The 22,356-nt window shown below is 67.5% G+C and carries 21 protein-coding genes; 7 read left to right on the plus strand and 14 right to left on the minus strand.

Features of this window, described 5'->3' with window-relative positions; translation table 11 throughout:
- Positions 1 to 51 precede the first annotated feature (51 nt).
- The 6 genes from K4L06_RS02290 to K4L06_RS02315 are packed head-to-tail and all read left to right on the plus strand — an operon-like array spanning position 52 to position 6,214.
- Positions 52 to 1,494 carry a UbiA family prenyltransferase gene (locus K4L06_RS02290; RefSeq protein WP_221669853.1) on the plus strand — a complete coding sequence of 481 codons (1,443 nt, stop codon included), beginning with the start codon at positions 52 to 54 and terminating at the stop codon, positions 1,492 to 1,494.
- Entirely contained in the window at positions 1,491 to 2,789 is a 1,299-nt protein-coding gene (locus tag K4L06_RS02295; protein WP_221669854.1) for an FAD-binding oxidoreductase, read from the plus strand. Before K4L06_RS02290 ends, K4L06_RS02295 begins: the two co-directional genes overlap by 4 nt.
- A gap of 2 nt (positions 2,790 to 2,791) precedes the next feature.
- Positions 2,792 to 3,523: an SDR family oxidoreductase gene (locus tag K4L06_RS02300; protein WP_221669855.1), complete on the plus strand. Its 732-nt coding sequence runs from the start codon at positions 2,792 to 2,794 to the stop codon at positions 3,521 to 3,523.
- Between the two features lie 11 nt (positions 3,524 to 3,534).
- Entirely contained in the window at positions 3,535 to 4,488 is a 954-nt protein-coding gene (locus K4L06_RS02305) for an NAD-dependent epimerase/dehydratase family protein (protein WP_221669856.1), read from the plus strand.
- An 8-nt stretch (positions 4,489 to 4,496) separates the two neighbouring features.
- Positions 4,497 to 5,819: an NAD(P)/FAD-dependent oxidoreductase gene (locus K4L06_RS02310; RefSeq protein WP_221669857.1), complete on the plus strand. Its 1,323-nt coding sequence runs from the start codon at positions 4,497 to 4,499 to the stop codon at positions 5,817 to 5,819.
- A complete protein-coding gene (locus tag K4L06_RS02315; protein ID WP_221669858.1) occupies positions 5,816 to 6,214 on the plus strand; it encodes a GtrA family protein in 399 nt (132 codons plus the stop codon). Before K4L06_RS02310 ends, K4L06_RS02315 begins: the two co-directional genes overlap by 4 nt.
- Before the next feature lie 38 nt (positions 6,215 to 6,252).
- Here the strand turns inward: K4L06_RS02315 and K4L06_RS02320 are convergent, their stop codons facing one another.
- The 12 genes from K4L06_RS02320 to K4L06_RS02375 all read right to left on the minus strand — a co-directional run bounded on the left by K4L06_RS02320 (position 6,253) and on the right by K4L06_RS02375 (position 19,174).
- On the minus strand, positions 6,253 to 7,617 hold the full coding sequence (locus tag K4L06_RS02320; protein ID WP_221669859.1) for a hypothetical protein: 1,365 nt from the start codon (positions 7,615 to 7,617) through the stop codon (positions 6,253 to 6,255).
- 22 nt (positions 7,618 to 7,639) lie between these two features.
- The gene (locus K4L06_RS02325) at positions 7,640 to 8,230 is read right to left on the minus strand and encodes a hypothetical protein (protein ID WP_221669860.1); all 591 of its coding nucleotides are present in this window, start codon (positions 8,228 to 8,230) and stop codon (positions 7,640 to 7,642) included.
- 52 nt (positions 8,231 to 8,282) lie between these two features.
- Positions 8,283 to 9,317 (minus strand): methyltransferase domain-containing protein, encoded by a 1,035-nt coding sequence (locus tag K4L06_RS02330; RefSeq protein WP_221669861.1) that lies wholly within the window; start codon positions 9,315 to 9,317, stop codon positions 8,283 to 8,285.
- Positions 9,318 to 9,453: 136 nt separating this feature from the next.
- Positions 9,454 to 10,308: a class I SAM-dependent methyltransferase gene (locus K4L06_RS02335; RefSeq protein ID WP_221669862.1), complete on the minus strand. Its 855-nt coding sequence runs from the start codon at positions 10,306 to 10,308 to the stop codon at positions 9,454 to 9,456.
- A gap of 11 nt (positions 10,309 to 10,319) precedes the next feature.
- Positions 10,320 to 12,815: a glycoside hydrolase family 99-like domain-containing protein gene (locus K4L06_RS02340; protein ID WP_221669863.1), complete on the minus strand. Its 2,496-nt coding sequence runs from the start codon at positions 12,813 to 12,815 to the stop codon at positions 10,320 to 10,322.
- Between the two features lie 18 nt (positions 12,816 to 12,833).
- Positions 12,834 to 13,556 carry an ABC transporter ATP-binding protein gene (locus tag K4L06_RS02345; RefSeq protein WP_221669864.1) on the minus strand — a complete coding sequence of 241 codons (723 nt, stop codon included), beginning with the start codon at positions 13,554 to 13,556 and terminating at the stop codon, positions 12,834 to 12,836.
- Positions 13,557 to 13,562: 6 nt separating this feature from the next.
- Positions 13,563 to 14,351, minus strand: a complete 789-nt coding sequence (locus K4L06_RS02350) for an ABC transporter permease (RefSeq protein ID WP_221669865.1) — start codon at positions 14,349 to 14,351, stop codon at positions 13,563 to 13,565.
- Positions 14,348 to 15,529 (minus strand): cystathionine gamma-synthase, encoded by a 1,182-nt coding sequence (locus K4L06_RS02355; RefSeq protein WP_221669866.1) that lies wholly within the window; start codon positions 15,527 to 15,529, stop codon positions 14,348 to 14,350. Before K4L06_RS02355 ends, K4L06_RS02350 begins: the two co-directional genes overlap by 4 nt.
- Positions 15,530 to 15,750: 221 nt before the next feature.
- Positions 15,751 to 17,121 (minus strand): pyridoxal-phosphate dependent enzyme, encoded by a 1,371-nt coding sequence (locus K4L06_RS02360; protein ID WP_221669867.1) that lies wholly within the window; start codon positions 17,119 to 17,121, stop codon positions 15,751 to 15,753.
- 406 nt (positions 17,122 to 17,527) lie between these two features.
- Complete coding sequence (locus K4L06_RS02365; protein WP_221669868.1) at positions 17,528 to 17,743, minus strand: YdcH family protein; 216 nt, start codon at positions 17,741 to 17,743, stop codon at positions 17,528 to 17,530.
- 433 nt (positions 17,744 to 18,176) lie between these two features.
- On the minus strand, positions 18,177 to 18,800 hold the full coding sequence (locus tag K4L06_RS02370; RefSeq protein ID WP_221669869.1) for a hypothetical protein: 624 nt from the start codon (positions 18,798 to 18,800) through the stop codon (positions 18,177 to 18,179).
- Positions 18,797 to 19,174, minus strand: a complete 378-nt coding sequence (locus K4L06_RS02375; protein WP_221669870.1) for a DUF4398 domain-containing protein — start codon at positions 19,172 to 19,174, stop codon at positions 18,797 to 18,799. The genes K4L06_RS02370 and K4L06_RS02375 overlap by 4 nt, the downstream gene beginning before the upstream one ends.
- A gap of 96 nt (positions 19,175 to 19,270) precedes the next feature.
- Between K4L06_RS02375 and K4L06_RS02380 the strand changes: the two genes are divergently transcribed.
- The gene (locus K4L06_RS02380; RefSeq protein ID WP_221669871.1) at positions 19,271 to 20,386 is read left to right on the plus strand and encodes a PilT/PilU family type 4a pilus ATPase; all 1,116 of its coding nucleotides are present in this window, start codon (positions 19,271 to 19,273) and stop codon (positions 20,384 to 20,386) included.
- An 80-nt stretch (positions 20,387 to 20,466) separates the two neighbouring features.
- On the opposite strand, the gene maiA is transcribed toward K4L06_RS02380, so the two are convergent.
- Complete coding sequence (gene maiA / locus K4L06_RS02385) at positions 20,467 to 21,126, minus strand: maleylacetoacetate isomerase (protein ID WP_221669872.1); 660 nt, start codon at positions 21,124 to 21,126, stop codon at positions 20,467 to 20,469.
- Between the two features lie 216 nt (positions 21,127 to 21,342).
- Positions 21,343 to 22,323 carry a fumarylacetoacetate hydrolase family protein gene (locus K4L06_RS02390; protein ID WP_221669873.1) on the minus strand — a complete coding sequence of 327 codons (981 nt, stop codon included), beginning with the start codon at positions 22,321 to 22,323 and terminating at the stop codon, positions 21,343 to 21,345.
- Positions 22,324 to 22,356: the final 33 nt, after the last annotated feature.

Here is a 22,356-nt window from a genome sequence, read left to right on the forward strand (position 1 = left end):
GCCCGGACCTCCGACCCGCAGGCCCTCCCCTCGATCCAGGATGTCCGAGCTTTGACGCAAGACCCGTCCCCTTCCGAGCAGACCGGCGTCGCCCTGTGCGTCGACCTCGACGGCACTTTGTTGAAGTCCGATCTGCTCTACGAATCGCTGCTGGCCCTGCTCAGCAAGCAGCCGTTGCTGCTGTTCCTGCTGCCGCTGTGGCTGCTGCGCGGCAAGGCGGCGCTCAAGCACGAAATCGCCTCGCGGGTGGAGGTCGACGCGACGACCCTGCCTTACGACGAACGAGTGGTCGAAGCGCTGCGCGAGACCGACGCTCGGCCGCGGGTGCTGTGTACCGCAAGCAACACTAAGTTCGCCCAACAGGTCGCCACCCATCTGGGCGTGTTCGATCTGGTCCTGGCCAGCGACGACGGCGTCAATCTGTCCGGCGCGGCCAAGGCACAGGCCCTGGTCGAACGCTTCGGCGAACGCGGCTTCGATTACATGGGCAATGCCGGTGTCGACCTCAGCGTGTGGGCGCGCGCGCGCCATGCCTGGGTGGTCAACGGCTCGCGCGGACTGGCCGAGCGCGCGGCGAAAGTCGGCACGGTCGCCGAGCAGCTGCCGCCCGCCGCCGCCGGCCTCAAGACCTGGATCAAGGCGCTGCGCATCCATCAGTGGCTGAAGAACCTGCTGGTGTTCCTGCCGCTGCTGGCCTCGCACCGGTTCCTGGAACCCGGGGCGGTGATCGCCTCGGCGCTGGCCTTCGTCGCCTTCGGCCTGTGCGCCTCCGGCGTGTATGTGCTCAACGACTTGCTCGACCTGCCGTCGGACCGCCAGCACCCGCGCAAGCGCCTGCGCCCGTTCGCCGCCGGCCGCCTGCCGCTGCTGCACGGCCTGTTCGCGGCGCCGCTGCTGACCCTGGCCGGCCTGGCCCTGGCCCTGCTCGCCAGCCCCTGGTTCGCCCTGGTCCTGATCGGCTACTACGCGATGACCCTGGCCTACTCGCTGCGCCTCAAGCGCATCGTCATGGTCGACGTGGTGTTGCTGGCCGGCCTCTACACCGTGCGCATCATCGGCGGCGCGGCGGCGATCGGTACGCCGCTGTCGTTCTGGCTGCTCGCGTTCTCGATGTTCATCTTCCTCAGCCTGGCCATGCTCAAGCGCCATGCCGAGCTGTCGGCGATCCTCGGCACCGGCCGCAACAAGGCCAGCGGCCGCGGCTACGCGGTGGAGGACCTGCCGCTGATCCAGTCGCTCGGCGCCGCCGCCGGCTACCTGGCGGTGCTGGTGTTCGCGCTCTACATCAATAGTCCGGAAAGCCTGGCGCTGTACGACCGGCCGCAGGTGCTGTGGCTGATCTGCCCGCTGCTTCTGTACTGGATCAGCCGGATGTGGATCATTTCCCACCGTGGCGCGATGGACGACGACCCGGTGGTGTTCGCGGTGACCGACCGGGTCAGCCAGGTCGTGATCGCGCTGTGCGGCCTGCTCGCCCTGGGCGCGATCGGATGACCGAGCCCGGCCAGTCCTGGGGCCGATATCCGCGCGCGCGCCAGCGGATCGCGCCGCTGACCGACCGCCGCCGCGAACTGCCGTCCTTCGACGGCAGCGCCCTGCCCTACGGCAACGGCCGCAGCTACGGCGACAGCTGCCTCAATCCGGGCGGCACCCTGCTGCACGCGCGCGGCCTGGACCGTTTCCTGGCGTTCGACCCGGCCACGGGCGTGCTGCGTTGCGAAGCCGGGGTGAGCTTCGCCGAGATCATCGCCATGGCCCTGCCGCAGGGCTGGTTCCTGCCGGTCACTCCGGGCACCCGCTACGTCACCGTCGGCGGCGCCATCGCCAACGACGTGCACGGCAAGAACCACCACGGCTCGGGCAACTTCGGCCACCACCTGCGCTGCTTCGAGCTGCTGCGCAGCGACGGCAGCCGCCGGGTTTGCACACCGGCGGACGAACTGTTCGCGGCGACCGTCGGCGGCCTCGGCCTCACCGGCGCGATCACCTGGGCCGAGGTCCAGCTCAAGCGCGTGCCGGGGCCATGGCTGGAGGCCGAGTCGATCCGCTTCGGCCATCTCGACGAATTTTTCGCCCTTTCGGCGGAATCGGCGCACAGCCACGAATACACCGTCGCCTGGATCGACTGCCTGGCGCGCGGCCGCTCGCTCGGCCGCGGCCACTTCCTGCGCGCCGACCATGCGCCCGGCGAGCCCGGCCTGCGGCCGCCGCCGTCGACGGCGCGGCTGTCGATGCCGTTCACGCCACCGCTGTCGCTGGTCAACCGGCTCAGCCTGCGCCCGTTCAACTGGGCCTACTACCATCGCCAGCGCGCGCCGCGGCAACGCGCCAGCGTCCACTACGGGCCCTACTTCTATCCGCTCGACGGCATCCGCGACTGGAACCGGATGTACGGCCCGCGCGGCTTCCTCCAGCACCAGTGCGTGCTGCCGCCGGGCAGCGCGCGCGACGGCATCGCCGCCCTGCTCGGCGAAATCTCCCGCAGCGGCAACGGTTCGTTCCTGGCCGTGCTCAAGGAGTTCGGCGACATTCCCTCGCGCGGGCTGCTGTCGTTCCCGCGTCCCGGCACCACCCTGGCGCTGGACTTTCCCAACACCGGGCCGGCGATCTTCGCCTTGCTCGACCGTCTCGACGCCGTCGTCGCCGAAGCGGGCGGCGCGGTCTACCCGGCCAAGGACGCGCGCATGTCCGGCCGCTTGTTCCGCAGCGCCTTTCCGCAGTGGGAGCGCTTCCAGACCCACATCGATCCGCAGTTCTCGTCCGGCTTCTGGCGCCGGGTGATGGAGTGAGCATGCAAAGAGTCCTGATCATCGGCGCCGCCTCGGCGATCGCCGAAGCCACCGCTCGCGTCTACGCCGCGCGCGGCGCGGCGCTGTTCCTGGTCGGCCGCGACGCCGAACGCCTGGCCGGCATCGCCGCCGATCTGAGCGTGCGCGGCGCGGCCAAGACCGCCGTCCGCGCGCTGGACGTCAACGTCTACGAAGCCCACCAGGCCGTGCTCGATGCGGCCTGGAGCGAGTTCGGCGAGATCGACCTGGTGCTGATCGCCCACGGCACCCTGCCCGACCAGCCGGCCTGCGAGGCCTCGGTGGAGCTGGCCTTGCGCGAGTTCTCGACCAACGGCCTGTCGACCATCGCCCTGGCCACCGCGATCGCGCCCAGACTCAAGGCCGGCGCGACCCTGGCCGCGATCTCTTCGGTCGCCGGCGACCGCGGCCGCGCCAGCAACTACCTCTACGGCAGCGCCAAGGCCGCGGTCAGCACCTTCTTCAGCGGCCTGCGCCAGCGCCTCAACGCCGACGGCATCAACGTGCTGACGATCAAGCCGGGCTTCGTCGACACGCCGATGACCCAGTCGTTCAAGAAGGGCGCGCTGTGGGCCAAGCCCGACCAGGTCGCGCACGGCATCGCCGCCGCCGTCGACCGGCGCCGCGGCGTAGCCTACCTGCCGTGGTTCTGGTGGGGAATCATGCAGGTCATCAAGAACATCCCCGAATTCGTCTTCCGCCGCGTCAAGCTTTGAACCGCACACCGATGAACGATAAGCACGCCAAGATCGTCCTCACCGGCGCCGCCGGCCTGGTCGGCCAGAACCTGATCGTCGAGCTGAAGGCGCAGGGCTATACCCGCCTGGTAGCGATCGACAAGCACGGCCACAATCTGCAGATCCTGAAGTCGCTGCACCCCGACGTCGAGGCGATCCACGCCGACCTGGCCGAGCCCGGCGACCTGCCCAAGTGGGAGCCGGCCCTGCGCGAGGCGCGCTGCCTGGTGCAACTGCACGCCCAGATCACCGGCAAGCACACCGAACTGTTCACCCGCAACAACCTCGACGCCACCCGTATCGTGCTGGACGCCTGCAAGCGCAACCAGGTGCCCTACCTGGTGCACATCAGTTCGTCGGTGGTGAACTCGGTCGCCAACGACGATTACACCAACACCAAGAAATCGCAGGAAGCGCTGGTGGTGGAGAGCGGGCTGCGCCACTGCGTGCTGCGCCCGACCCTGATGTTCGGCTGGTTCGACCCCAAGCACCTGGGTTGGCTGTCGCGCTTCATGGCGCGCACTCCGGTGTTTCCGATTCCCGGCGACGGCAAGTTCATGCGCCAGCCGCTGTACGAGCGCGATTTCTGCCGCTGCATCGTCAAGTGCATCGAGCGCGAGCCGGACGGGGAGGTCTACGACATCGTCGGCGACACCCGCATCGACTACGTCGACATCATCAAGACGATCAAGCGGGCCAAGGGCCTGCGCACCTGGATCGTGCACATCCCGATCGGCTTCTTCGCCTTTCTGTTGCGCACCTACTCGTTGTTCAGCCACAAGCCGCCGTTCACCGCCGACCAGCTCAAGGCGCTGTCCGCCGGCGACGACTTCAAGGGCGTCGACACCCGCGCGGTGTTCGGCGTGAGCCAGCATTCCTTCGAGGACGCGGTGCGCGAGAGCTACTGCGATCCGACCTACAGCCACATCGTCCTCAAGCGTTGAGTCCCGCCATGACCGTTAGCAAGAAGAAATTCGCCGTCGTCGGCGCCGGCCCGATGGGCTTGATGGCCGCCATGGACCTGCTCGAGCAGGGCCACCAGGTCGATATCTACGAGCGCGACGACCGCATCGGCGGCATGTCGGCCAGCTTCGATTTCGACGGGCTGAAGATCGAGCGCTATTACCACTTCATCTGCAAGACCGACTACCCGCTGTTCGAGCTGCTGGCCTCGCTGGGCCTGTCGGACCGGTTGAAGTGGACCGACACCAAGATGGGCTATTACTACGACGGCAAGCTGTACAAGTGGGGCACGCCGTTCGCCCTGCTCGCCTTCCCCAAGCTCGGCCTGATCAGCAAGTTCCGCTACGCCCTGCACGTGATGGTCACCAAGGGCGTGCAGGACTGGACCGCGCTGGACAAGGTCAGCGCCACCGTCTGGCTGCGCAAATGGCTGGGCGAGCGCGGCTACGACGTGCTGTGGCGCCGCACCTTCTACCTGAAGTTCTTCGAGTACACCGAGAACCTCTCGGCCTCCTGGATCGGCACCCGGATCAAGCGCATCGCCCTGTCCCGGCGCAGCCTGCTCAGCGAAAGCCTGGGCTACATCGAAGGCGGCTCGGAGACCCTGCTCGAGGCGATGGAGCGATTCATCCTCCAGCGCGGCGGCCGCATCCAGCTCAAGCAGGGCATCGACCAAGTCAACGTCGAACGCGGCCGGGTGACCGGCGTGCGCGTCGCCGGCGAGGACCGGCCCTACGACGCGGTGATCTCGACCGCGCCGATCCAGTACGTGCCGGCGATGGTCCCGGACCTGCCGCAGGAGTTCGCCGACCAGGTGCGCAAGATCGAGAACATCCCGGTCGCCTGCGTGATCCTCAAGCTCAAGCACGCGGTGAGCGAGAACTTCTGGATGAACATCAGCGACGAGAACGTCGAGATCCCGGGCGTGATCGAGTACTCCAACCTCAATCCCGGCACCCGCGAGGGCGAGCACGTCCTGTACGCGCCGTTCTACATGCCCAAGACCCATCCCAAGTGGTCGCTGCCCAACCAGCAGCTGATCGACGAAGTGATCGGCTACCTGTCCAAGCTCAACCCCGCCTTCCGCCCCGATTGGGTGCTGGCGCGCCACTGCCATCGCTACGATTTCGCCCAGACCATCTGCCCGCCCGGGTTCCAGGACATGCTGCCGCCGATGAAGACCCCGGTCGAGGGTTTCTACATGGCCGACACCTCGTACTACTACCCGGAAGACCGCTCGATCAACGAAAGCATCGCTACGGCGCGCAAGCTGGTGGCGGCCGCAACCGGCGCGCAGACGGCGGCGGCATGATCAGCCGGCAGTTCCTCGCCTTCGTCGTCGCGGGCGGCCTCGCCGCCTGCGCCAACTTCGGCTCGCGCATCCTGCTCAGTCTGGTCCTGCCCTACGTGGCGGCGATCGTGATCGCCTATCTGATCGGCATGCTGACGGCCTTCGTGCTCAACCGCCTGCTGGTGTTCACCGAAGCCAAGAACGAACTCAAGCACCAGGCATTCTGGTTCACCGTGGTCAACCTGGCGGCGGTGGCGCAGACCATCGTCATCAGCCTGCTGTTCGCTCGCTGGCTGTTCCCGGCCGTTGGCATGGATTTCCATCCCGAAACCATCGCCCACGGCATCGGCGTGGCGGTGCCGGTATTGACCAGCTACCTGGGCCACAAGCGCTTTACGTTCCGTTCCACGCCCTGAACGCCGCGATGCGCCGCCTTGCCGGCGGCGCAGCCTGGTTACTCCTGCGGCGTTCCCGGCCGCTCGCGCCACAGCGGCATCTGCCTCAGCAGCGGGATCGCCTCGGCCACCGCCTCCCGCGAAGCGGGATCGTGCAGGTAGTAGTACTCCTGGATGTGCTTGTCGGCCACCTCGGCCGCGCTGCGCTTGCTCAACAGCGCGGCCTGCGCCGCCGCGACCTGGGGATAGCCGTCGCGCAACGAGCCGATTCGCCAGTCCGTGTTGTAGCTGAAGATCCATGCCGCGCCCGCCAAGGCCAGCAGCGCCAGCGCGCGCTGGGTGCGCGGCCCGGCGCCGGCGGAGATCAGCGCCCAGGCCGAAAGCGGAATCAGCGTGGTCAGGAAGCCGTAGTGCAACTCCAGGCCGGGCGACCAGGGCTGTGCGACGGCGCGCGATACCGCGACCACCATCAGCGTCAGCAGCGACTGACCGAGAACCGCAAGCACGATCAGCGTCTCGAACCCCCGCCGCTCGCGCAGGCGCCAGCGCCGCCACAGCGTCCACACGCCCACCAGCACCGCGGCCGCGACGATCGCGGCGGTCAACGCGAGCTTCGGCCCATCGTCGGCCATCGCATAGACGCCCATCCAGGACTTGAGCATGCCGGCGAGGAACGGCGGCAACTGCTGGGCCAGACCGTGCTCGGACTGCGCGGTCGCGCCGGAAGGCTTCCAGGTCAGCACCAGCCCCGCCAGCGTCGCCGCCCACAGCCCGACCGCCAGGAAGCGGACCCGAGTGCGCAGGCGGGTCGCAGCGCGATGCTCGGCCGCGCATAGCAGCAACAAAGGCGCGCCCAGCGCCGCAGCGCTGATGATGCCGTTGCCGCCGCACCAGGCGCACAGGATCAACAGCAAAAAGGCGTACTCGACGCCGTAGCTCAAACGACCGCGCAGATACGACACCGCCGCCCATGCCGCCAGCGAGGCGAACGCGACCGAGGAAATGAACTGAAAGCTGAAACCCCAGCTGACGCCGTTGAACCCGCCGCCGAGCAGGATCAGCGGCGCGCAAGCGTCGCCCAGCGACGGGCGCCCGTCGCGCAGCAGCCGGGCGATCCGGATCCAGCACCAGGCCGCGATCGCGGCGAAGGCCATGTTCAGCAGCATCAGCGCCCGGAAGTCGCCGCCGGTCGGCATCAGCAAGAAGTAGTGCAGCAGCTTCTGGATCGGTATGCGGTGGTCGTTATGCAGGCCGAACAGCCATTTCAGGCTGAGCGATCCACCGCCCGACAACGCTTCCAGGTAGGACCAGTCGTCGCTGAACGGATACGGCTTCAGCAGCGGGAACATCAGCAGGAAAAAGACGCCCAGCGCGCCTGCCAGCGCCAGCTTCGGCACCGCCGCTTCCCATCCCCTGTACTTCACGGATACCCCCGTTTCCACCGAGTCACTGCGAGCCAGCCGCTGCCTGGACCGTCACGTTCCACTTCAGGTCGCACTGAATCAAGCCGGCCCTGGTCTGCAGAACCAGGTACAGGCGATAAGCGCCCGGCGGCACGTCCAGCAAGGCTCCGCTACGCCCGTAACCGACGTTGCGATGAATCTCCGAGGCCTTGGCCGCGGCGACGTCCGCGCGTTCCAGCCCGGAATTCAGTTCGACGAAACCACCGGGAGACGCCGCGCCGTCGGCGGGCTTCCACTCCAGCAGCACGCGCTCCACGCTCTCCTGCGGATACGCGCCCCAGCCGGAAATGCCGGTCGGCCGCCCCTGCACCAGAACCTGCGGCGCGGCGCCCTCCTGCCCGAGGTAGTCGAGATTGCATTCGCCGCCCGGCGTGGACGCGCCCCGGATCCCGGCCGCATCCGCGCTCAGCAAGCGGATGTCTTCGCCGTCGCGGTACTTGTCCACCCGCTTGGGTTGGACCAGCGCCGGTTCGGCGCCGGGCCGGGTTCCCTTCACCGCGACATAGAGGCCGGCCAGCGAGAAGCTGCCCACCGCCGCCAACGCGAACGCAAAAAAGAATCTGTTGTCTCTCATATCGCTTGCCTCGCCGAGGGCACCGCTGTCGGCGGCGCCCTGCGTCGCCGCGCTAGGACGTTCCGCGCGAATCCGCCGCTTCGCCGTCGGCGCTTACGCCGGCAGCGGTCTCGGCCGCCGTATCCGTCGCCGCCAGCGCCGGCTCCTGTTCGGAGGGCTCGGATTCGGTGGACGATTCGGACTCCGCAGCCGCCTCGACCGCCGCAGCCGCTTCCGCGACCGCGGCGGCGCCGGCCTCATCGGCGTCCGCCGACGATTCGTGTTCGGTTTGCTCCGCGACGCTCGCCACCGGCACGCCGTACCCGACCAATTCCAGGTTCACCGGCGTGGCCTTGATGAAGAACTGCAGCGCGCAGAATTCGGTCAGCTCGCGCGGCGTCACGCCGTCGATGCGTATCCGGTCGAAGCGCAGCGCCTTGTCTTCGGGCACGCCGGCATTCAGCACCCCGGACAGCGGCGGATCGACGTTCGCCTGGACATGGCGCACGCCGTAGCCGGTCTCCTGCAGCATGCGCACCGTACCGTCGAGGGTGAAGAAGCGGATATGGGTGATGTCCAGCAACCCCCACTTCTGATAATCGAAGCGCCCGTCGGCCAGATCGGACAGCAAGCCGAGATTGCGCACGTTCGGAATGCTGATCACCACCTCGGCGTCGGGCGCCAGGAACGGCTTGATCTGCACCAGCGCGCGCCACGGGTCGTACATGTGTTCGAGCACGTCCGCCAACAGGACCGCATCGACGCTGCCGTAAGCCAGGCCTTCCGCCGCCAGGTCGATTTCGTCCAGGCGCTTGGCGAACACCCGGTCCAACTGGCCGGCCGCCAGCGCCGCCGCCTCGGCCTCGGGCTCCACGCCCCAGGCCTGCAGGCCCGGAATCAGGTGCTTCAGATAGGCGGACGTCGCGCCGCTGGCGCAACCGATGTCCAACAACAGCTTGCGGTCCCTCGAAAACAAACCCGTCAGCTCGAACCGGGCCTGCCCCCGGTACGAAGCTTCGAATTGGTCGCCGGAGGCGGTCTGCCCCAGATGCCGCTCCCACGTGTACATGTCGCTCTCCGCGAAAATATCTACGAGATGGATCTCCAATACGTCCCCGCTCGCATTGGGCCTGATCACCGTTACCGCCCCCCCGCGCCGATCCGGCCGCCGCCTACGGCGCAACGGATGCCGCGGATCGTCGGCATCCGCCCGCCAAGCGGGTCGCTGGCGCGGAACTCACGCATCAATAGCGTGCCTTCAGCACCATCACGGCCTGGGGAAGATAGGCGCGGTCGTCGATGAAATCGACCAGCTCGAAATACTTGGACCAATGAGCCCGGACATAACCTTCCGGAATCACCGCCTCGCCGTAGATCTCGCTGGGCAGTTCGGGACCGCCGCTGCTGGGTTGGTAGAGGTACTGGCCGTCATCATAGTCCTTGCGCGCCTGGTCTGCGTCCATGAAAGCCTGTTGCAGGACCCGATGCCACTCCGTCGCCGGCGGCTCGCCGCGCAACGACTCGCAAAAATCGATGAAGGTGCGTCCCTGGGTGGTCAGGACCAACAGGCCGCCCGGCGCGACCACGCGCGCGAACTCGGCCATCCAGGCGTTGGCCGCCTTCGGGCTGAGATGCGAGAACACCGAGTAGGCGAACACCAGCTTGAACATGCCGTCGCGCAACGGGGTCGGCGGCATCAGATTGCACTTGACCAGTTGCCCGTAGACGCCGGTGCGCTTGCAGATCTCGATCGCCTCGAACCAGGGATCGATTCCGTACAGGCGGTCCCAGGACACGTCGCGGTAGAAGTACCGCATATAGCGGCCCCAGCCGCAGCCGAAATCGAGCACATTATCGCTTTCGCTCAGCGCGATGCCGTTCTTCTCCAGGTGCTCGTGCACGATCCGGTAGAAGACCGAAGCCTCGGTCAGCGCATGCTCGTTCGACGAACCGACGAATCCCGCCTGAACTTCGTCCGGAGGAAAGCCGGGCAGAATGAAGCCGTTCCACTCCCGTTCGGCCACCGAGCCGATCAGGACCTGATACCACTCATCGATACTCGTGATGCGTGCAGCTTGGAAGAAATCCGCCGGCTTCACTCCGCCCTCCGTCAGTCGTCTGTCAGTTCATAGTACGCGCGATATTGGTCCGACCCCATCAACTCCTGGAACGCGACATTCTTTCGCAGCAGTTCCTGTTGCGGATGCTGATCGAATTTGCCGAAGAATTCAGTCAACAACGTTTCGGTTTCGGGCCCGGAAAGGTGGCCCGACGACGAGAACGTATTACTGGTGTGCATCCGGTACAGATACCCGGGCGAATCCACCATCAACAGTTTGCCGTAGAAACTCGCCCGCAGCACGAAATCCCAGTCGTGGCACAGACGCAGCTGGGAGAAACCGCCCAACCGGTCGAACAGGCTGCGTTTGAACACCAGATTGCCGGTGGTGACGCAGACGTTGTACTGCAACAAGTGGACCATTAGCGGGTCGGCGGAGCTGAAGCACTTTTCCTGCCGCCGGTACACTTCGGCGGCGACGGGATGCGCCTCGTCCAGCGGCGCGCCGTCCTGGTCGATCACCGAAATCCGGCTGAACGCCAGACCGGCCCCGTCCTTCTCCATCGCCCCGATGATGGTCGCCAACCGATCCGGGGTCCAGGCGTCGTCGGAATTGATGACCGTGACGTACTCGCCGCTGGAGTTGGCGATGCCGTAGTTGATGACGTTGTACGCGTCGGAATTGATCGGCATGCGGTGCAGCGAAGCCTTGCCGGCGGCGTCGTACTGGGCCAGCACACGCTCGGCGACCGCGTAGGTGCCGTCGGGAGAGCAGTCGTCGATGACCAGCAATTCGAAATCGTCGTAGGTCTGGTCCAGCACGCTGCGGATCGCCTGCTCGACGTACTGCTCGTGCTTGTAGGTCGGCATGATCACGCTGACCTTCGGACGCGCGGCCTTTTCGACCCGGGTCAGGGCGCCGTGGCAAGCCATGAGATTGGCGTAGCCGTAGCGGCGATCCGGTTCCAGATACGCGCCTTCCGCCCATTCGTTCCAGGCGTTGACGAAAATCAGACGCTCGCCGGCCGGCACGTGGCGCATGCTCTGATCGATCAGCGCGTCCAGCCAGCGCCGGAAGCCGCCCGGACTGGAATTGGAGAAGGCATGGGCGCGCTTGCCCTTGCGCGCGGTGTTGTCCCAGCCCGGCATCGCGCAGCGGTACAGCCGGTAGTCCGGGTAGTCGCGGGCCGACTCGGTCTCGACCACGTCGCGGTAGTCGTAGATGGTCATCTTCGAGTCGTCGTGGAAGTGCAGATACTCTTCCTGACGCTCCGGAATCCGCACGCCGTGCGGCGGGAACTCGACGCCGGCATCGAAGCCCAGCGACAGCGGATCGGTCAGGCCGAAACTCTGCGCGGCGACCAGGTGGATCTCGCCGATGCCCTGCTCGATGCAGCGCCGACGCCAGCGCGCCAGGGTCTCCTTCACCTCGGGCAGGATCGCGGCGCGATAGATGATCATCACCGGCTTGCCGTCCACCCGCAGATAACGCGGATCGCGGAACGCCCGGATCAGGTCGTCGATGATCGCGATGTCGTCTTCGGGGGAATGGTTCTGGGCGATCAGGACGTCCTGCTCCGATCCATCCCAGCGCCGGCTCCAGTTTTCGTTCGCCCAGCACAGGCAGAAGCCGATGTCGATCGACGGATCCTTGAGGAAGGCCTCGACCGGCGATTCGAGCAGGCGATGCCCGTCGAACCAGTAGTAGTGGAAGCAGAACGCCTCGATGCCGTGCCGGCGCGCGAGCGCGGCCTGGTCGCGCATGATTTGCGGGTTGCGCAGGTCGTAGTAGCCGAATTCGCCCGGCAAACGCGGCTGATAATGCCCTTCGAACATCGGCATGGCCTTGCCGACGTTGGTCCACTCGGTGAACCCCTTGCCCCACCACTTGTCGTTTTCGGGAATCGGGTGGAACTGCGGCAGGTAGTAGGCGACCAGCCTGACCCCGGCGTCCGGGGCCGGCGCCAGCGCGGGAGCGGCGATGTACTCGCGTGCGCGCTTGGTCAGGTTGTCGACCAGTTGCTTCTGGAAGGCGCCGGTGTCCTGGGCCATCTGGCCCGGCAGGCCGCGCCCGGAGGGGTCGCCGTTGAGCACGCGGTTGGCGACGCCGAAAAGACCGTGGTTGCGCCACACCCGCGCGAGTTTGCGGGCGGCGCCGAGCAAGAGCCGGAAACGCTGAATGGTCACAGAGGGCTTGAGTACGAAGGTGCCGGCAGCGCAGGTCGGATCGAACCGGATCTGCCTGACGTTCGGCGGGATGTTGACGAGATAGGACACCAGGTGCGTGCCCGGCGGCCGCGGCTCTGGCTTGAGCAGGATTTTACCCGAGTCGACCCAGCCTTCGCCGAGATCGAAATACATCAGCGGGTCGATCCACTTGGCCGACCCCGGTTTGGTCTCGAATACGAAGCGGCACGGCCCCGGCGCGAAGCCTCGGCTGCCGGAACGAATCAGAAACTGAGGATCTGCGGCGAGACTTTCCCAGACCCCGTCCGAAGTACTACCGACCGCCTTGCAGTCGTAGTAAGGCTCCAATCTTATCTTCACTCACAACTCCCCGGGCGATCACTGCGCAGCGGAACGCTCTTCCGCAATGATCTTACCGTGCTCCAATGTGATGACGCGGTTACAGACGCTGCGGATCAGATCGAGATTGTGCGACGCCAGAACTATTATCTTGGCGTTGTCGATCAGATTGCGCAGACGCCCTTCGGCCTTGGCGGAGAACTCCGCATCGCCGACGCTGAGCCATTCGTCCATGAGGATGATGTCCGCAGAGACTGCGGTCACGATCGAGAACGCCAGCCGCATCTGCATGCCGCTGGAGTAAACCCGCACCGGCAAGTCGAGATAGTCGCCCAGGCCGGAGAATTCGGCGATGTCCGAACGCAGGCTCTCGATTTGCTCTCGGCTCATGCCGTGGAGCAGGCCGCGCAGGGTGATGTTCTCGTGCCCGGAGGCATCCAGCTCGAAGCCCATCGCCGGGTCGATAAGGCTCGCGACCGAACCGGTGAGCTCGATCGAGCCTTCGCTGGGCGCGTAGATGCCGGCCAACGCGCGCAGCAAGGTGGTCTTGCCGGAGCCGTTATGGCCCCACAAGCCGACCCGGTCGCCAGGCAACGCCTCCAGGTCGAGCGAACTCAGCGCGCGCACCACGGTGATTTCACGCGAGTTGGCGGCGATGCGCCCGCCGGTCGCGGCGCTGATGACCATTTTCTTCAGCGAGCGGCTGGACACCCCGTACAGCGGGTAATCGAGCGTGCAGTTCCGTACCGAAATCTTAGCCATGCGTTCTTACACCCAATACGCGATGCGGCGGCGGTAGCGCGCGAAGAAAACCAAGCCCACGGCCGCCACCGCGACGGTGAGGCCAACGGCACCCGCGTAATGCATGGGCTTGGCGACGTAACCCAGCATCGGCGCGCGGATGATCTCGATCAGCCAGAAGAACGGATTGGCGTCGATGATCGTCGTCCGGCCGTTCAAAGCGCCGGGCTTCCAGATGATCGGGGTCAGGAAGAAGGCGAACTGCAGGACGTTCAGGATGATCTGCTGCATGTCGCGGAAGCGCGCGCAGAACGTGCCCAGCAAGTATCCGGACGCGACGATGAAGGTCGACAGGATCAGCAGGCCGACCGGGAACAGCAGCAGCTCCCAGCCGGGATTGACCCGATAGATCAGCAGAAACGGAATCAGCGCCACCAGGTTGTGCACGAACAGCAGCAGACTGCGCGTGGCTGCGCGCAACACGTGCACGGTCATCGGCGCGGACGTCGACTTGATCAGGTTGTCGGAACCGATGAAGGCGTTGCAGGCCTCGGTCAGCCCGCCGGAAATCAGCGACCACGCGATCAGCCCCGCGGCCAGGTTGGGCACGTAGTCGGACGCGGCGATGTTGAACAGCCGGGCATAAAGCGGCCCCAGCCCGGCGATCACCACCACCATGGTGATGGTGATCCAGAACGGGCCGATCATCGACCGGCGATAGCGCTGACGGATGTCCTGGGTAGCGAGCATCCACCACAGGTCGAAGTTGGAGAATCCGTCGCGCAGATCGTCCCAAACGTTGGCGGCGAACTTCACTGACCCAATCCTCGGTCCAGGTCCGCGCGCAGGTCCGCCGCATCCTCCACGCCCACGCTCAGGCGCACCAGGTTGTCGGCGATGCCGAGGGCGGCGCGGCGGTCGGGCGGGATCGAGGCGTGGGTCATCACCGCGGGATGGTTGATCAGGCTTTCCACGCCGCCGAGCGACTCGGCGATGGTGAACAGCTCGCAGCGCTCCATCATCCGCCGCGCGCCGTCCAGGCCGCCCTTGACGAAGATGCTGATCATGCCGCCGAAGCCGTGCATCTGGCGCTGGGCCAGGGCGTGCTGCGGGTGCGACTTCAACCCGGGGTAGATCACCTTCTCGACCGCCGGATGGGTTTCCAGCCATTCGGCCAGGACCTGGGCGTTCTCGCAGTGCGCCTTCATCCGCAGATGCAGGGTCTTGAGCCCGCGCAGGGCCAGGAAGCTGTCGAACGGCCCCTGGATGCCGCCGACCGCGTTCTGCAGGAAGCCCAGGCGCTCGGCCAGGTCGGCGTCGTCGCCGACCACGGCCATGCCGCCGACGATGTCGGAGTGGCCGTTGAGGTACTTGGTCGCCGAGTGCATGACGATGTGCGCGCCCAGTTCGAGCGGGCGCTGCAGGATCGGCGAAGAGAAGGTGTTGTCGACCACCACCACCAGGCCGCGCTTGCGCGCGATCGCGGCGATCGCGGCGACGTCGACCAGCTTGAGCAGCGGGTTGGTCGGGGTCTCGATCCAGACCAGCTTGGTTTCCGGGCGGATCGCGGCCTCGAAGGCGGCCAGGTCGCTGAGGTCGACCCAGCTGAAGTCCAGCCCGGCGGAACGGCGGCGGACGCGCTCGAACAGGCGGTAGGTGCCGCCGTAGACGTCGTCCATCGCGATCACGTGGCTGCCGGCGTCGAACAGCTCGAGGATGGTCGAGGTCGCGGCGAGGCCGGAGGCGAAGGCATAGCCGCGGCTGCCGCCTTCCAGGCCGGCGACGCAGCGCTCGTAGGCGAAGCGGGTCGGGTTGTGGCTGCGCGAGTACTCGAAGCCCTGGTGCTCGCCGGGGCTGCTCTGGGCGTAGGTCGAGGTGGCGTAGATCGGCGGCATGACCGCGCCGGTGCTCGGGTCGGGCGACTGCCCCGCGTGGATCGCGAGGGTACCCAGGCCGAGCTTGGACGCCCCGCCCTTGGCCTGCTGTTGGCTCATTGAATCCGTCCCATTCGCTGGATGTCGCGCCATTTGGCGTAACCGCGAATTCTAACATCGCCGCCGTGACCGGCTCTTCGCGCCGGCCTCGACTTCAGCCGGGGTGCAGCCGGCTTATGCCCGGACCGTGCGCCCGGTCGCGAACTGAATGGGCGGGGCCGAGCCGTACTCGGGCCCCCGGAGCGGGCACGCCGCCGCATCGCGGCGCGCCCGCCGGCCGGTCACTGGACCCGGCGGCGCAGGAAGTTCAGCAGATCGATGCGGGTGATCAGGCCGAGGAAGCGCTCCCCGTCCATGACGATGGCGACGTGGCCCCGGTCGAACACCGGCAGCAGCGATTCGATCGGCTCGCCGACCTGGATCTTGTCGAGCTTGCTGACCATCGCGGTCGAGACCGGGTCGCGGAAGCGCGACTCGTCGCCGTAGACGTGCAGCAGGACGTCGCTTTCGTCGACGATGCCGACGATGTGCTCGCCGTCCATGACCGGCAGCTGCGACACGTCGTACAGCTTCATCCGCTGGTAGGCGGTGACCAGCAGGTCGGCCGGGCCGACCACGACCGTGTCGCGCTGCGAGTACGGGCGCAGGATCAGGTCGCGCAGGTCGCCCTGGCGCGGGCGCTCGATGAAGCCGTTGTCGAGCATCCAGTAGTCGTTGTACATCTTCGACAGGTACTTGTTGCCGGTGTCGCAGACGAACACCAGCACCTTCTTGGGCTCGGTCTGCTCGCGGCAGTACTTCAACGCCGCGGCCAGCAGGGTGCCGGTCGAGGAACCGCCGAGGATGCCCTCCTTCTCCAGCAGCTCGCGCGCGGTCAGGAAGCTTTCCCGGTCGGAGATCGCATAGGCCTGCTTGACCCGGGTGAAGTCGGAGATCGGCGGCAGGAAGTCCTCGCCGATGCCCTCGACCATCCAGCTCGCCGACTTGTCCGACAGGGTGCCGCGGTTGATGTACTCCTCCAGGATCGAGCCGACCGGGTCGGCCAGGATCAGTTCGGTCGACGGCGACAGCTTGGCGAAGGCGCGCGACAGGCCGGTCATGGTGCCGGAGCTGCCGCAGCCGAACACGATCGCGTCGAGCCGGCCGTCCATCTGCTCGAGGATTTCCGGGCCGGTGCCGAACTCGTGCGCGGCCGGGTTGTCGGGATTGCCGAACTGATTGATGAAGTACGCGCCCGGGGTCTCGCGGGCGATCCGCTCGGCCATGTCCTGGTAATAGTCCGGATGCCCCTTGGCCACGTCGGAACGGGTCAGCACGACCTGCGCGCCCATCGCCTTGAGGTTGAAGATCTTCTCCCGGCTCATCTTGTCCGGCACCACCAGCAGCAGCTTGTAGCCCTTCTGCTGGGCGACCAGGGCCAGGCCGATGCCGGTGTTGCCGGCGGTGCCCTCGACCAGGGTGTCGCCGGGCTTGATCTTGCCGGCCTTCTCGGCGGCTTCGATCATCGACAGACCGATGCGGTCCTTGATCGACCCGCCCGGGTTCTGCGATTCGAGCTTGAGGTAGAGCTCGCAGACGCCGGTGTCCAGGCGCTGGGCCTTGACGATCGGGGTCTTGCCGATGAGTTCGAGTACGGAAGAGTGAATGGCCATGCGGATCCTGCAGCCGCTCCATGCGGCGGTTCCCGGCCATTCTAGCGGGGCCTCCGCGGGCTGCGCCCGGCGCCGGCGGGGAACCGGCATGCCGCCGCCGCGAGCCGCGACGGGCTCGGCGGTTTCGGCGCCGGCGTTCTCGGCCGGGGGCTTCGGAACGGAATTTCGCGAGGGGATGTCGTCGCGGGAGGCCGCAACGGGCCCTGGCGGCCCGCCTTTCGCTGCGGGCGCCTTAAAGCGGGCGTGGTAGCCGCGGGCGGCGGCGGCCGACGAGGATGGCCGCCGCCGCCCGCGCTAAGGGCGGAACCGCGACCGCTACGGGCCGGGGTTCGCTTGGGTCCTGGGCCGGGAGGTCCTGCCCGGCCGTCGCGACACCGGCCTCGCGCCGGCGCCGCAGCATCTGTCGTCAGTGATGCTGATCGTACAACTGGACCAGCCGGTCCTTCGCAGCCAGCTTCTCGCGCTTCATCTGTCCCAGGGTCGTGTCGTCGATCGGCAATACGCCGAGCTCGGCGTCCATGACCTTCTTGTCCAGGTCCTTGTGGCGCTGGTAGAGCTGCTTGAACTCGGGGACGCTCTTGATGAGCGCGTCGATCTCGGGCTGCGGTCGTTCTTCGAACATGAAAGCCTCCTTCAGCACTAATGCAAACGCCCCGGCCGTGAGACCAGGGCGTCGCGGGGGAGCGCAAGGTGGGTCAGGCGGGACGCGGCGCCGGGTTCACGCCGTCCGGCCGCCAGCGAATGCGCGGCGGCGGGATCCTGCGTCAGGGGCGTATCGGTCATCGGCCTGGCTCTCGCCAAGCGGCTGCGGAACCGCTTGGTCATTCGACCCTACTCCTGTCCCCGGCATCCGGCAAGGCCGGCTGCAACCGTTTTCAGGGTCCAGCCAGGATCGGCCGTGGGCTTTGCCGAATCCGGCCAGGCCATTGTTTTGACGAAGATTTGACCGACCCGGCCCGATCCGGAAGCGAGCCGGGCCGGGCACCGCGGCCCAGGCCCGGCGGGCCCGGCCGTTCGTCGGGAGCGGCCGCGCCGTCCGCCGGACGGCGCCGGGCTTACTTCTTCTTTTTCGGCTTGGGCTTGGGCGTCGGCGCGGTCTGGCCGAGCAGTTCGGCCTCCTGCCGCGCCAACTCGGCGTCGCGCTCGCGCGCGGCCTTGAGCTTGGCCGCCTGCTGGCTGGCGACGTTGTCCAGCAGGCCTTCGGCCTCCTGCCGGGCCAGGGCTTCCTGGTCGGCGGCCTGGCGCAGGCGCTCGGCCTCCTCGGCCTGGATCTGCGCCTGCACCCGCAGCCGCTCGGCCTCGGCGCGGGCGCGCTCGGCGTCGCGGCGGCTGGCTTCGACCAGCAGCTCGCTGCGCTCGCGGTCGAGCCGGTCGATCTCGCGCTGGGCCAATTGGGTGCGGGACACGATTTCCGCGGTCTCGACCCGGCGCTCGGCGATCCGCAGCGCCCAGGCGCGGTCGCGGCTGCGCGCTTCGCGCACCGCGTCGATGGCCTGGCGGGCGCGCAGGCGCTCGTAGGCGCCGAACTGGGCGGCATCGGGGCGGGCCTCGATCGCGCTCAGGCGCTGGCTCAGGCGGGCCAGTTCGGGGTCGTCGGCCGGGGCCGCGGCGGCGATGCCGCAAGCGCAGGCCAGGGCCAGGCTCAGGCCCAGGCGGTGGGCGTAACGGCGCGCGCTCATCGGCTGCCCTCCTGCAGGCGGCGCCGCAATTCGGCGATTTCGGCCTGGCGCTGGTCGAATTCGGCCCGTACCACGGCCTCGCGGCTGCGCGCATAGGCCAGGTCGGCCTCGGCCGCCGCGGTCAGCGACAGCCGCCGCGCGTCCTCGTCCTTGCCCTGGGACATCGCCGCCTGGGCCGCGCTGAGCGCGCTGCGGGCGGCGTTGAGGTCCTGCGGGGCGTATTGGTCGGCGTCGGCGTCGTCGGCGCGCATCACCGCCTGACGGGCGCTGGAAAGCTCGCCGGTGGGCGGGGGCGTGGAGGCGCAGCCGGCCAGCCCCGAAGCGAGAACTGCGGCCAGCAGCGGCAAACGAAAGTGTGCGAAGCTTGCGGTCATTGGGGAGCGCCGTACGGAATGGATGTCGCGCGGCCATTGTCGGAAGCCGGCAGCGTGCTTGCAACGGTACGCGCCGTCAACAAGGGGTAAGAATGCATGGACATCGGCTATTTCCTTAAGCTGATGACGGAAAAGAACGCGTCGGACATGTTCCTGACCACCGGCGCGCCGGTCTACATCAAGGTCGAGGGCCGTCTGTACCCGCTCGGCAACACCGGCCTGCCCGCGGGCATGGTCAAGAAGATCGCCTATTCGCTGATGGATGAGGGCCAGGTTCCGCAGTTCGAGCGCGACCTGGAGCTCAACATGGCCCTGGCCCTGCCCGACGCCGGCCGCTTCCGCATCAACGTGTTCAAGCAGCGCGGCGAAGTCGGCATGGTCATCCGCGCCATCCGCAGCATCATCCCGAGCATCGAGGAGCTGCAGCTGCCGCAGGTGCTCAAGAGCATCATCATGGCCCCGCGCGGCCTGGTCCTGATCGTCGGTTCCACCGGTTCGGGCAAGTCGACCACCCTGGCCTCGATGATCGACCACCGCAACAGCAACACCGCCGGCCACATCCTCACCATCGAGGATCCGATCGAGTACCTGCACAAGCACAAGAAGTCGATCGTCAATCAGCGCGAGGTCGGCCTGGACACCCACGCCTTCCACAACGCGCTCAAGAACGCGATGCGCGAAGCGCCGGACGTGATCCTGATCGGCGAAATCCTCGACGCCACCACCATGGAGGCGGCGATCGCGTTCGCCGAAACCGGCCACCTGTGCCTGGCGACCCTGCACTCCAACAACGCCGACCAGACCCTGGAGCGCATCCTCAACTTCTTCCCCGAGGCCGCGCACAAGAACGTGCTGATGAACCTGGCCCTGAACCTCAAGGCGGTGGTCTCGCAGCGCCTGGTGGTCGGCGTCGACGGGCGCCGCATGCCGGCGGCGGAAGTGCTGATCAACACCCCGCACATCCGCGACCTGATGCGCCGCGGCCAGGTGCACGAGATCAAGCAGGCGATGGAAGAGTCGCTGGAAGACGGCATGGAGTCGTTCGACCAGTGCCTGTTCCGGCTGTACAAGGAAGGCCGGATCGAGATGGAGGAGGCGCTCAAGGCGGCCGACTCGCGCGACGGCCTGGCGCTGAAGTTCCGCCTCTCCGAAGGCGGCAGCGGCGAGCACGACCCCTACGCCGACATGTACGACGCTTCGGCGACGCACTGAACCGCCTCGGCGGGCAGCGGCAGGACCACAGGCCGGCGGTCGCGAGACCGCCGGCTTCGTTTTGCCCGGAACGCGCCGGCTCAGGCCGGCCGGTCGGGCTGGTTTTCCGGGCGCGCGGCCTCGAACGCCGGCAGCGCCAGGCAGGCCTGCTCGATCCTTTGCAGGGTCGGGAACGGCTCCAGCGCCACGCCGAAACGGCGCGCGTTGTACATCTGCGGCACCAGGCAGCAATCGGCCAGGCCGGGCGCGTCGCCGGCGCAGAACGCGGTCTCGACGGGGCGCGCGCCGAGCATGGTTTCCAGCACCGCGAAACCGTCGTGTATCCAGTGCTTGACCCACTCGTCGCGCTCGGGCTGGGGCACGTTCCAGGTGCCGTCCAGGTACTGCAGCACGCGCAGGTTGTTGAGCGGGTGGATCTCGCAGGCGATGGTCTGGGCGATCGAACGCACCCATTGGCGCTGGCCCGGGTCCTGCGGCAACAGCCGCGCCTGCGGCCAGACCTCGTCGAGGTACTCCAGGATCGCCAGCGACTGGCTCATGTGCCGCCCGCCGTGCTCCAGCATCGGCACCAGGCCCTGCGGGTTGAGCGCGCGATAGTCGGGCCGGTGCTGCTCGCCGCCGTCGCGGACCAGGTGCACCGGGACGATGTCGTAGTCCAGCCCCTTCAGATTGAGGCCGATGCGGACGCGGTAGGAGGCGCTGGATCGCCAGTACGAATAAAGACGCAATTGATCGCTCACCGGGACTGCCTGGGCTGAGGAACGGTTGAAGAGTAACGAGTAAAGGGCGCGCACGGGGTCGCGGCGGCGCCGGCCTGCGACTCAGGCCCCGTTTCGGCGCGGCCGGCGTCGCGCACCTTGGCCGGCGGCGCTACGGCGGTGGGCGGAAAGCGCGCCGGCGGCACCAACGAAAACGGGCCGCGCGTGCGGCCCGTTTCGCGGCGCGGCGCCGGGGAATCAGGGCTTTTCGATGCGCTGCTCGATCGCGCCGAAGATGCTGGCGCCGGCGCGGTCGAGCATTTCGATCCGCACCGTGTCGCCGAAGCTCATGAACGGCGTGACCGGCTTGCCCTGCTCCAGGGTCTCGACGGTGCGGCGCTCGGCGAAGCAGGACGCGCCCAGCGAGGTGTCCTGGTTGGCGACGGTGCCGGAGCCGACGATGGTGCCGGCCGACAACGGCCGGGTCTTGGCCGCGTGCGCCACCAGTTGGGCGAAGTTGAACTGCATGTCGACGCCGGCTTCCGGCGCGCCGAACCATTCGCCGTTGATGTGGGTCAGCAGAGCCAGGTGGACCTTGCTGTCCTGCCAGGCGTCGCCGAGCTCGTCCGGCGTCACGAACACCGGGCTCAGCGCCGAACGCGGCTTGGACTGCAGGAAGCCGAAGCCCTTGGCCAGTTCGTTCGGGATCAGGTTGCGCAGCGAGACGTCGTTGACCAGGCCGATCAGCTGGATGTGGCCGGCGGCCTGCTCGGCGGTCGCCGCCATCGGCACGTCGTCGGTGACGATCACCACTTCGGCTTCCAGGTCGATGCCGTAGTCCTCGCTGACCACCCGCACCGGGTCGCGCGGGCCGTAGAAGCCGGCGCTGACCGCCTGGTACATCAGCGGGTCGACGTAGAAGCTTTCCGGCACCTCGGCGCCGCGCGCGCGGCGCACGCGCTCGACGTGCGGCAGGTAGGCGCTGCCGTCGACGAATTCGTAGGCGCGCGGCAACGGCGCGGCCAAGGCGGCGGGATCCAGTTCGAAGGCGCCCTCGGCCTGGCCGGCGTTGAGCCGGTCGGACAGCGCATTGAGCCGCGGCGCGGCGTTGGACCAGTCCTCCAGCGCGCGCTGCAGGGTATCGGCGATGCCGGCGGCGCGCACGGCGCGGCTCAGGTCGCGCGAGACGACGATCAGCGTGCCGTCGCGGCCGCCTTCTTTCAGGGATCCGAGTTTCATCCAGGCCTCGAGGTTCGGTGCAGTCGGGTCGAT

It is taken from the genome of Lysobacter sp. BMK333-48F3 (assembly GCF_019733395.1).
Lineage (GTDB): Bacteria > Pseudomonadota > Gammaproteobacteria > Xanthomonadales > Xanthomonadaceae > Lysobacter.

Coding starts and splice junctions, on each gene's coding strand:
- K4L06_RS02295 (WP_221669854.1), top strand. CDS start 1,491: ATGACCGAGCCCGGCCAGTCCTGGGGCCGATATCCGCGCGCGCGCCAG.
- K4L06_RS02300 (WP_221669855.1), top strand. CDS start 2,792: ATGCAAAGAGTCCTGATCATCGGCGCCGCCTCGGCGATCGCCGAAGCC.
- K4L06_RS02305 (WP_221669856.1), top strand. CDS start 3,535: ATGAACGATAAGCACGCCAAGATCGTCCTCACCGGCGCCGCCGGCCTG.
- K4L06_RS02310 (WP_221669857.1), top strand. CDS start 4,497: ATGACCGTTAGCAAGAAGAAATTCGCCGTCGTCGGCGCCGGCCCGATG.
- K4L06_RS02315 (WP_221669858.1), top strand. CDS start 5,816: ATGATCAGCCGGCAGTTCCTCGCCTTCGTCGTCGCGGGCGGCCTCGCC.
- K4L06_RS02325 (WP_221669860.1), bottom strand. CDS start 8,230: ATGAGAGACAACAGATTCTTTTTTGCGTTCGCGTTGGCGGCGGTGGGC.
- K4L06_RS02345 (WP_221669864.1), bottom strand. CDS start 13,556: ATGGCTAAGATTTCGGTACGGAACTGCACGCTCGATTACCCGCTGTAC.
- K4L06_RS02355 (WP_221669866.1), bottom strand. CDS start 15,529: ATGAGCCAACAGCAGGCCAAGGGCGGGGCGTCCAAGCTCGGCCTGGGT.
- K4L06_RS02360 (WP_221669867.1), bottom strand. CDS start 17,121: ATGGCCATTCACTCTTCCGTACTCGAACTCATCGGCAAGACCCCGATC.
- K4L06_RS02365 (WP_221669868.1), bottom strand. CDS start 17,743: ATGTTCGAAGAACGACCGCAGCCCGAGATCGACGCGCTCATCAAGAGC.
- K4L06_RS02370 (WP_221669869.1), bottom strand. CDS start 18,800: ATGAGCGCGCGCCGTTACGCCCACCGCCTGGGCCTGAGCCTGGCCCTG.
- K4L06_RS02375 (WP_221669870.1), bottom strand. CDS start 19,174: ATGACCGCAAGCTTCGCACACTTTCGTTTGCCGCTGCTGGCCGCAGTT.
- K4L06_RS02380 (WP_221669871.1), top strand. CDS start 19,271: ATGGACATCGGCTATTTCCTTAAGCTGATGACGGAAAAGAACGCGTCG.
- K4L06_RS02390 (WP_221669873.1), bottom strand. CDS start 22,323: ATGAAACTCGGATCCCTGAAAGAAGGCGGCCGCGACGGCACGCTGATC.